At 36.8% G+C, this 8,554-nt stretch carries 7 protein-coding genes; all 7 read right to left on the bottom strand.

What is annotated here, in order from left to right; all coding sequences use genetic code 11:
• Window positions 1–2: 2 nt before the first annotated feature.
• Entirely contained in the window at window positions 3–1,034 is a 1,032-nt protein-coding gene (locus AMET1_RS03570) for an archaeosine biosynthesis radical SAM protein RaSEA (protein ID WP_086637107.1), read from the bottom strand.
• Complete coding sequence (arcS, locus tag AMET1_RS03575) at window positions 1,035–2,864, bottom strand: archaeosine synthase subunit alpha (RefSeq protein WP_143406834.1); 1,830 nt, start codon at window positions 2,862–2,864, stop codon at window positions 1,035–1,037. It lies immediately after the preceding gene.
• A gap of 60 nt (window positions 2,865–2,924) precedes the next feature.
• The gene (locus AMET1_RS03580) at window positions 2,925–4,139 is read right to left on the bottom strand and encodes an ornithine cyclodeaminase (protein ID WP_086637109.1); all 1,215 of its coding nucleotides are present in this window, start codon (window positions 4,137–4,139) and stop codon (window positions 2,925–2,927) included.
• Between the two features lie 73 nt (window positions 4,140–4,212).
• Complete coding sequence (gene argB / locus AMET1_RS03585; protein ID WP_086637110.1) at window positions 4,213–5,091, bottom strand: acetylglutamate kinase; 879 nt, start codon at window positions 5,089–5,091, stop codon at window positions 4,213–4,215.
• A 213-nt stretch (window positions 5,092–5,304) separates the two neighbouring features.
• Window positions 5,305–5,778 carry a ferritin family protein gene (locus AMET1_RS03590; protein ID WP_161490746.1) on the bottom strand — a complete coding sequence of 158 codons (474 nt, stop codon included), beginning with the start codon at window positions 5,776–5,778 and terminating at the stop codon, window positions 5,305–5,307.
• 104 nt (window positions 5,779–5,882) lie between these two features.
• Window positions 5,883–7,262, bottom strand: coding sequence for a cryptochrome/photolyase family protein (locus AMET1_RS03595; RefSeq protein WP_143406835.1), 1,380 nt, complete (start codon window positions 7,260–7,262; stop codon window positions 5,883–5,885).
• Window positions 7,263–7,500: 238 nt separating this feature from the next.
• Window positions 7,501–8,472: a CARDB domain-containing protein gene (locus AMET1_RS03600; protein WP_143406836.1), complete on the bottom strand. Its 972-nt coding sequence runs from the start codon at window positions 8,470–8,472 to the stop codon at window positions 7,501–7,503.
• Window positions 8,473–8,554 lie beyond the last annotated feature (82 nt).

Consider the following 8,554-nt stretch of genomic DNA (forward strand, 5'->3'; position numbering starts at 1 on the left):
TTTTATTTACATCCAGTGTATATTCTATGCGATTTTGCTTCGTTTTCTAATGTGGTTTTCCATTTGGTTTTGCAGTCGCATTCTGGTTTGTCTAGGTATTTTTTTTCTTGGTGAAGTGAGTAATGGTTGATTGTGTTTAGTATATGTGTGTCGCATTCGCCACAGTTGTGAGCGCCTCTTTCTTTTCCTCCACCTACTGGGTCGCTTATTATGTTTGTTGGTTGGTCGTTTGTTTGTTTCAGTATTTCTAGAAGGCTCCATAGCCAGGGGGGTCTGTATTGTTTTTTGTTGTAGAGTTGTTCAACTAATGTTCCTCTTTGTACGTTGCATGGGTTTATAGATATTTTATCGACGTTTTCTTTTGCAACGGTTTTTATAGACCTGATTGTGTCGTTTATAGCTTCTTTTTCGGTTAGTAAAGGGGGTTTTAACATTAAGTATGCTTTTACTTTACCTCCAGCGTCATGGATTTTTTGTATTGCGGTTTTGTATTCTTTGTAGGATGAGTTTTTGTTTATGGTTTCGTTGAGAACTTGGTTATCTGTGGATTCTATTCCTAGACCTACTTCGAACTCTGGTATGTATTCTCTAGCTTTTTTTATCTTGTCTTTGGTGATGAATTCGGGTCTGCTTTCAACTCCTAATATCTCTACTCCGGTTTTTGATGTTTTTTGAAGTATGTATTCTCTAGCTTCTTGGGGAAGTTCTTCGTCGTCTAGGAAAGAGCCTGATGTGAATATTTTTATGTATTTTGTTTGTTCTTCGTGTTTGTTTATTGCAATGTCGAACTGTTTTTTTAGGTCTTTTACTGTGGTTTTTTCGGTTGAGTCATATATGTATCCGCACATTGTGCAGCCGGATTCACGGCCCCATGAACAGCCTGTTGTTCTTAGTATTATGTTTAGGCAGTTTATTGGTCTATCATTGTTTCTTGCTTTGTCTTTCCATACTGCAACGGGTTTTTTGGGGTCGTTTTTGGTTGGTAGGTTAGTTTTACGGATGTTTGTCATTATTTTTTCGAGTTGTTTTGGCATTTAAAGTTCCTCCACGTGTCTTATATTTACTGCTATTCCTCTTTCAGACTGTGTCATCTCTTCTCCAGACATTGCTGCCCGACCTACTCCTAATGCTTTATCTCCTTTGAACCAGACTTCATCGTTCGGTTTGATTTGGTTTGATGCCTCTATTACTCCAGGAGCTAGTAAAGAGCCTTTTGGATAGAAACTGCCTATTTCAATTAGGTAGTTCATTGGTTTTACTTTTTTAACCCCATCGATCGTTAATGCAATCATTCCGTATTGAGGGACAAGTGTTGCATACTGTATTCCATCGTTACCGATCACCCTAAGTTTAGGGAAACTTCCTTTTACTTTAGCGTTTTTAAGTAGACGGTTTCCAGTTCCTAAACCAAACTGATAGTCCATAATGCTTTTTATCATGTCTCTAAATCTATTTTTTCTTTTTTTGTAGCCTGATAGTGATTCATATAGTTTTTTAATGGATTTGCTTGACCTTGGATCTCTGTTTTGGGTTGTAGATTCGATTTCACATGACCTGTCTTCTAGTATCTCCCTACATAAATCGGCCATTTCATCTCTTACGTGAATCACTACTTTTTCGTATTTATGTTTAGAGAAATAATCAATAAAACAGTCTTTTATCTGTTTTTTTTCTGCTTCGCTCCAAACTCCTGTTACCGGGAGGTCGTAGTGTTGGGCGGGGTATACTACTTCAAGTTCTCTTGGTACCAATCCTAATGGAGATGTCAATATGACTTCATCTCCTCTTCCCTGTGTTCCTCTACGGTATATAGCGTGTGAATCCGATTTAGAGTACGGTTTTCTTGCAGAACATGGTAGTATTACTGCAACTTTCGATCCAGGTGGTTCATACCTTGTTTTAACGCGCTCTATAAATCTATTTATCTCCGGACGGCTTAGAGATTCAGTTGTATTCGCATATAACTGATACCTACGGTAACTTGGAGTTTGATTAAGTAGGTAGTCTTGGTTCTCACTATCTAGTTTACGTAACAATGCAGTTAACTCTGGTTTGGACCTAACTCTTTCTTCCACAAGCTCTCGCAACAACCCTCTCCTAACAGCATTACGGGTTTTCTTCAACTCACCCAACAACATAGCTAAGTTATGTTGATAGATAACGTCTTTTCTCTCCCTGCCTTTGAGTTTTTTTATCTCTTCGATGTCATTTTCCATGCAATAGCTGCATTGACAGGGTGTTTCATCAAGTTGCTCTAACCTCTGTGTTCCTGTGTGGGTGAAAAAAACATCATCGGAAGCACATTCAACTGCACGGTATCCATCCAATAAATCAACGCCCATATAAACCAACAATGGAACCAATGGGGGTGTAGCAATCGCTGGAGCATACACAGCTGTATCATAACCAACACCTTTTTTAACAGAGAGAACAACCTGCAACAACTCATTAGGCAGATACAACTCACCAACCATATCCACCAACACTGCATCATAGTTGGAGAGTTCCTGACTAAATCTCTCTCTCAACACTCCAAAACGCCCTCCACCAACCACAGGCATCACTACACAACCTTCGCTCTCAACCTCAAAATCATCAAGTATCCTTAGGTTTTCATTCCCAAGATACTCAGTATAATCTCGATCTAATCCAGGGGGACATCTTTTAGAGGGGGGAACAACCAAATCAGGGTTTTCCACTTCACTTTCACACGGTACCCAGGTACTGCCTAAATCAAGTATTTCCGCTTCAACATCGATTAAACAAGGAGTTTCGAATTCAAAACTACTTGATTTAAGAACACCTATCCTTCCAGGACCATCTCTAATAATACTTTCGAAATAACTCATTTTATCTATTCTCACAAAAACCAGTTTACTAAAAAAATTAATAATGGCCCTATTAAGGCCGGAAACAATTTTATATCAACAATCTTCGAGTATTCTGTTGGTCAACCTAGGTATGAATACACCTACATCGGTTACAATACCCATCGCTTGAGCCGTACCTCTATCCATCAACTTGGTTACCGTTGCTGGATTAATATCGATACATATTGTCTTGACGTGTGATGGAAGTATGTTTCCTGTTGCTATCGAATGAAGCATTGTGGCCATCATTATAACCAGATCTAGGTCTTTGATGTTCTCCCTCATCGCTTCCTGTGCTTCAACAGTATCGGTAATAACCTCAGGAAGCGGTCCATCATCTCTAATAGACCCTGCAAGTATGTAGGGCACGTCGTTAACCTCACACTCGTACATTATCCCACTATTGATCTTACCATCTTCAATCGCGTCTTGAATTGAACCGGACTTAACAACCTCGCTAATCGCATATAAATGGTTTTTATGGCCATCTGGTCTTGGCCGTCCTTCACATAAATCCACTCCCAAAGAGGTTCCATAAATCGCTCTCTCTATATCATGAACCCCAATCGCGTTTCCACCGAAAACTACATCTACATATCCCTGACGAATCAAAGTGGATATCTCTTCTGAACAACCTGTATGTAAGACGGCTGGACCTAATACAAAACCAATTTTACCTCCAGACTTCTTTGTTTCTTTAATTTCATTTGCAACCTGCTCAATCAACGTATCAGATGGTTTTTCAGAAGAAACATGACTACCCATAAACTCAAACACAGATTTCTCCCTTGGTCTCTCTGGAGGTATGACACGGATTCCTTTTTCACCTACAACAACATTATCTCCCTTCTTAACATGTGAAATTGGTTTGCAGACCGCTTCAACACCCTCTAGCACAATGACACAATCCATCTCAATATTTTGAACCTCAACCCACCTACCACCATGCCGGACATATGTCTGGTGGTTGGTTGTAGAATAGAAATTGTCTGGAAGAGACACATCTGAAGGAGCTTCTTCACATTCAACATCCATAATTTCTGGTAAAGTGGCCCCATGTCTATGTATCTCACTCATTATACTGTCAAGATGTTCTTCATCACGACCTTCAATTTGAATACGAGTATAACTTTTATCGGTTTTATGCTTCCCAATATCGAACTCAAGGACCTCGAAATCTCCACCCATATCAATTATTGAATCGAAAACCTTTGGCAACGTCATTGAATCAATTATATGGCCTTCAAGCTCAATCTCTCTTATAGACATTACAAAAAAATAGATAGGTCTTTTAGATAAAACCAGCGGAAAAAAAGGTAAGAAAAAAATCTTACCTTCCCAATCAACCTTTATGTATCATCGTTCCAACACCTTCATCGGTAAACAGTTCAAGCAAAAGGGAATGAGGTCTCTCACCATTCAATATATGTGCTTTCTCAACGTCATTTCTAACCGCCTTCATACATGAATCAACCTTAGGAATCATCCCTCCCTCAACAACACCCTCGTCCTTCAAATTTTCAGCATATTCAGGAGTCATCTTAGAGAAAATAGAATCCTCATCATCAGGATCCTCCATCACACCATCAACATTTGTCATCATAATCAGTTTTTTAGCACCTATATTGATAGCTATCTCCCCAGCAACAGTGTCAGCATTAACATTTAAAGATCTACCCTCATCATCTACCGCAATCGGAGAAATAACAGGGATATAACCTTTAGAAGAAACAACCTCAATCATCTCAGGATCAACACTATCGATCTCACCAACATAACCAAGATCTATCTCCTTCTCAACACCCTCAACAATAACCTTCTTCTTCCCCTTCTTAATAGCTGTAAAAAGACGTCCATCCTTACCCGACAAACCAATACCCTTACCACCATAACTACCAATCTTAGAAACAAGCTCAGTACCAACATTACCAATAAGGACCATCCTAACAACCTCCATAGTCTTCTCATCGGTAATCCTTAAACCATCAACAATCTTAGGCTTAATACCCAACTCATTCATCACCCTAGAAATCTCCGGACCTCCACCATGAACCAAAATAACTTCAATACCAATATACCTCAACAAAACAATATCCTTAATTATATTCTCCATAGTCTCCTCATTAACTATCGCATGACCACCACACTTAACAACAACCTTCGATCCATGAAGTTTACGGATATACGGTAAAGCCTCAACAAGAATATTTTCACGCTTCATAAAAAACCTCAAATACAAATTATGGAGCTAAAAACATACAAATATGCCCCACAAAAACAAACAACAAAACAAACAACAAACTTAATTCGATTTAATTTAATTTAATTTAATCTAGTTGGGTTAAAAATTATATCTGGAATTTTTGGAAAAAGGGGTTGTGGTTTTAGTTTTTTAAGAGATATACAACCCCTTTTTACAGTCCTTTTTATTTTTTTAGATTTTTCTATCTGATAGTTCGAGGTGTGTTTGTTCGATTTCTGCTAGGGCTTGGAAGAACTCTTCTATTTCGGGTTCTTCTGCTTCTTTAGCAAACTGTCTGTATTCTTCTATCGCTTTTGATTCGCGTTTGTTTGCCATTTTGTAGTTTTCGGTTGCTTTAGAATAGCATTCTTCAAAAGTTGGTATTTCCTCTTCTTCTATGTCAATCAGTTCTGCGAGGGCTTCAGCGTGTTCAGCTTCAACTTTTCCTAGTCTTTTAAAAACGGAAGCTTCATTTTCATCGTTGGTTTTTCGAGCAGCGCATGCATAAAATTTAGCATTATCTATTTCAAGTTGAATAGCTTGCTTGATGTTTTTTCTTGATACCTCTCCAACCTCATCAGCCATTAACCTATCGTAGTTATCAAGTTCTTTGACGTATTTTTCTGGAGCTCCACAAAAAGGACAGTTACCTGGTTTACCATCCATCAATGATGTTTCTCCACAAACATTACATCTATATTCCATAAACATACTAGGTAAATTTAAAATAGAGATTAATAACTCTATCCTTCAAAAACAAAAAATTATTTCTATTTCACCGATTCATATAGCTCTATTGCTTTTTTACGTCTTTCTTTATGCTTTAAAACCGGTTTTGGATAGTCTTCACCAACTATACACCCGATATCTCTCTGAAGCTCTTCAGACATCTCATCCGGTTTATGTATATATTCGTTTGGAACCATCTGTAATTCAGGTATATACGATTTAATGTAACTGCCTTCTGGATCATATTTTTTGGCTTGTTTAGTTGGATTGAAAACCCTGAAGTATGGTTGAGAGTCGCCTCCTATAGAATAACACCAATGTATCCCACCTGTCATTGAAGCTCTTTCAAAATCGATGAAATGTTTTTTGAAAAAACTATCTAAAACCCGCCAATCTAAATGGAGGTCTTTAGCTACAAAAGATGCTACAGCCATACGAACCCTGTTATGCATCCAACCGGTCTCTAGTAATTGACGAACTCCAGCATCTATTAAAGGAAAACCTGTTTCTCCTTTTTTAAATGCGTCCCACTCTTGATTAACATCTCTCCAATCAATCTCTGTATACTTCTTTTTTAAAGGAGTTTTATACATCTCCGGCCAGTTCCATAGTTGTTGAAAATAGAAATCCCTCCAACACAACTGCCTCCTCCACGCATTAAGACCTTTAGAATCGTCATCATCTATCCAATAGGCTTCTCTTATAGATATCGTTCCAAACTTTAAGTGAGGGGAAAGCAATGAGGTCCACTCCATACCAGGATAATCCCTAAACTCATGATAACTACCAACCCTCTCTTTAAAACTATCTAATAGAGATAAGCCTCTAGACCTACCACCCCTAAACAATGGGTTATCGGAACCTTTTTCATCATAACCTTTTTCATCATAACCTAATTCCTTTAAAGATGGAAGACCCTCATCTGATACATCAAGTGTGTTGAAATCCGCGATAGAAGTAGGTTTTTTCTTCTCCAAATCATTCCACTTTTTTTCGTAATAACTGAACACTTTATACGGAGTATTTGAACCAGTCAATATTTCTTTTTTCTCATGGAAAACAAGGTCTTTAAAACCTTTAAACTCAATATCAATAAAATTAAGGACTTTTTGATCTCTTTTTCTAGAATAAGGTGTATAATCACTATTGAAATAAATGGCTTGAGCATCAACCTCACCAACCAAATTATTCAACACAACCTCTGGCTTACCAACCCTGATAACAAGACCTCCCCAATCCCTAAACCTCTGAATTAAGTTTTTAAGAGAATTATACCAGAAAAAAACCCTATCAAAACCCGGCTTCAACCCATTATCATTGAATATATCTGAATCTATTATATAAAGGGGTAAAACTTTATCAAAGTCCTCAGCAGCTTCAACCAAAGCGGTGTTATCATTAAGACGCAATTCACGTCTCAACCAAACAATACAAACCAATTCAAACCAACCTTTAAAAAAATAATAGACAACAAAGCTAAAAATAATTAACCTAAAAAAACTTAGTTTATTTGTCAAATTCAGTGATCTTTATTTTTTATGCAGGGTTAGTTCCTTAATTTGGAATAACTCTTGATTATTTACGTTGATTATTTTAGTGTATTTCTACTCTAAAAAATTAATTCAGTTTTGTTCAGGTTTGAGATCGCTTTGATATCTGTTATGCATAGAAAACGAAAGTGTTGTCTGGAAAGCCTTCATTAATCTTTATGTCGAAAACCTTTATTTCTAAGTCATGTACTGGGTCTTTGAATGTAATTTCGTCAACAATGTATGGGTCTTCTGCGTTAACTATTTCATCAACGATTTTATCTATAAATTGTTCTACAGATTCATTTAGGTCTCCATTTAAATCTGTTTCATTGACTAAATCTGTTGTTTCATTTACATCATCTTCATCTAATTCGCCTATTAAATCAGTTATTGGTATATTGAAATCCATAAAAAACCCAAAAAACGTGTTGAGGTCTTCAAAAACTTCAACTAAATCTTCTATACTTTCAACTTCATCTAGAGAGATATCTTGTGTTATTGTAGAGGTACCGTGTTTGAAGTGAACTAGATCTGACTCTAGGTTAAGTACAACGGTGATGTCTTGTTCGATTATATCTATTTTGATTTTTAGGTCTTCAGTAGCTGGGTTTTCAACCATTATGTGTGTCTCGTTTGAATCGTTGATCATTGTCTTGAATTCGATTGTTTTTATGTCGTTGAGAGATTCTATCTCGCCTTCCACAATTCTTATTTCAGTTGATTTATCCGCTATAGTGATGTTGTATAATCCAGTTTCAGATATCTGATGTTCAAATGAAACTTGTTTAGTTTCACCGGGATTCAAGGTTATTGTTGAAGTTTTCACCACATCACTGTTTTTTTCTAAATATACTTCGTAGTCTCCAGCTTCATTATCAGTGTTTGTTATGTTCGCTTGTATTGTTAATAACTCATCAACTTCCGATATTGATGGGTTTATTTTTAAATCTACTACCTCTAATGCATCATCCATCGTTTGTTCTTCAACACAGCCAGATACAGAAACCAATAAAAATAAAGTTACAGCTAAAACTAAAAACAACTTCCACTTAGATTTAAAATACAAATTAAAATTAAGTTTGGATTTAAGTCTGTTCATCCCTACCTCTAATTTTGTTTTAATAGTATATTAATTCAATTATTTTAGGTGGTTTTTTTGTGGTTTTAGTCCGGGTTCTTGG

This window comes from Methanonatronarchaeum thermophilum, assembly GCF_002153915.1.
Classification (GTDB): Archaea; Halobacteriota; Methanonatronarchaeia; order Methanonatronarchaeales; family Methanonatronarchaeaceae; genus Methanonatronarchaeum; species Methanonatronarchaeum thermophilum.

Bases quoted from the DNA above. Each gene is read 5' to 3' on its own strand.
- AMET1_RS03570 (WP_086637107.1), bottom strand. From the start codon at position 1,034: ATGCCAAAACAACTCGAAAAAATAATGACAAACATCCGTAAAACTAAC.
- AMET1_RS03580 (WP_086637109.1), bottom strand. From the start codon at position 4,139: ATGTCTATAAGAGAGATTGAGCTTGAAGGCCATATAATTGATTCAATG.
- AMET1_RS03600 (WP_143406836.1), bottom strand. From the start codon at position 8,472: ATGAACAGACTTAAATCCAAACTTAATTTTAATTTGTATTTTAAATCT.
- argB (WP_086637110.1), bottom strand. From the start codon at position 5,091: ATGAAGCGTGAAAATATTCTTGTTGAGGCTTTACCGTATATCCGTAAA.
- AMET1_RS03590 (WP_161490746.1), bottom strand. From the start codon at position 5,778: ATGGATGGTAAACCAGGTAACTGTCCTTTTTGTGGAGCTCCAGAAAAA.